Source organism: Bacillus sp. LR--39 (assembly GCF_053613335.1).
The window spans coordinates 1-1,169 of sequence record NZ_JBSIOT010000264.1; the positions used below are offsets into that span (position 1 = coordinate 1).

The window sequence follows — 1,169 nt, forward strand, 5'->3', positions numbered from 1 at the left end:
AAGACGTTTTATCTTGGTTACCCTATTCATATGAAAAGGTCAAAGGAGAAAAGCGATGCCGCTTATCAGCATAGACAGCAGGAAACATCTTTTTTATGAAGAATATGGACAGGGAATCCCTATCATTTTTATCCACCCGCCGGGCATGGGACGCAAGGTTTTTTATTATCAGCGCCTTCTATCCAAACATTTCAGGGTGATTTTTCCCGATTTAAGCGGCCACGGTGATAGTGATCACATCGATCAGCCAGCGTCTATTTCCTATTACGCAAACGAGATCGCGCAATTCATGGACGCTTTGCACATTGATAAAGCTGTGTTATTCGGGTATTCTGCCGGAGGCTTAATCGCGCAGCATATCGGCTTCACCCGCCCGGACAAAGTGTCACACCTTATTCTGTCCGGCGCCTACCCCGCTGTTCATAACGTAATCGGCCAGAAGCTGCACAAACTGGGAATGTATCTGCTTGAAAAAAACCCCGGTTTGCTCATGAAAATCCTCGCTGGCAGCCACACAAAAGACAGACAGCTTCGCAGCATATTAACAGACCATATGAAAAAAGCAGACCAGGCCCATTGGCATCAGTATTATCTGGATTCGCTTGGCTACAACTGCATTGAACAGCTGCCCCGCCTAGACATGCCAATGCTGTTTATGTATGGAGGCCTGCGGGACTGGACCTTTACAAACGCAGGCTATTACCGAAGAGCGTGCAGACATGCCGAATTTTTCAGATTGGAATATCAGGGACATCAATTGCCGACAAAACAATGGAAAACGTGCAATGAGCTGGTGACAGGGTTTGTGCTGACACAACATTCAAGATAGAAAACGCTTGGATCTCCTTGCGTTTTCTGCATTTCATTGACTTTTGTCAATAAAATCATAGTAAAAAAGATCCTCAAATTTCAAATTAAAATAGTGAAGCATTTTACCGATCACAAGCTGCCCCGGCCGTCTTTCTCCATTCAGCACGCGGCTCAGTGTGGCGGGTGAGACTCCGATTTCCAGCGCAAGCTGATTAAGGGAATAATCGTTATTAACCATATACTGCAAGACATAATCACGTCTAATCTGTATCTTTTCTACTGGCACTTTCCTCACCTTCCATTCCTGAAAAACTTTTTTCTATACTTTTACATTACGGCTTATGTTAACTTTCGTCAAT

General features: G+C 44.4%; 2 protein-coding genes. One reads left to right on the forward strand and one right to left on the reverse strand.

What is annotated here, in order from left to right; genetic code table 11:
• Positions 1-55 precede the first annotated feature (55 nt).
• Positions 56-829, forward strand: a complete 774-nt coding sequence (locus ACWHAR_RS22350) for an alpha/beta fold hydrolase (protein ID WP_014480904.1) — start codon at positions 56-58, stop codon at positions 827-829.
• 33 nt (positions 830-862) lie between these two features.
• Here ACWHAR_RS22350 and ACWHAR_RS22355 read toward each other — a convergent pair whose 3' ends face one another.
• Complete coding sequence (locus ACWHAR_RS22355) at positions 863-1,096, reverse strand: helix-turn-helix domain-containing protein (protein ID WP_003220031.1); 234 nt, start codon at positions 1,094-1,096, stop codon at positions 863-865.
• Positions 1,097-1,169 lie beyond the last annotated feature (73 nt).

Excerpts from the sequence above, each read along its gene's own strand:
- ACWHAR_RS22350 (WP_014480904.1), top strand. The coding sequence starts at position 56 with ATGCCGCTTATCAGCATAGACAGCAGGAAACATCTTTTTTATGAAGAA.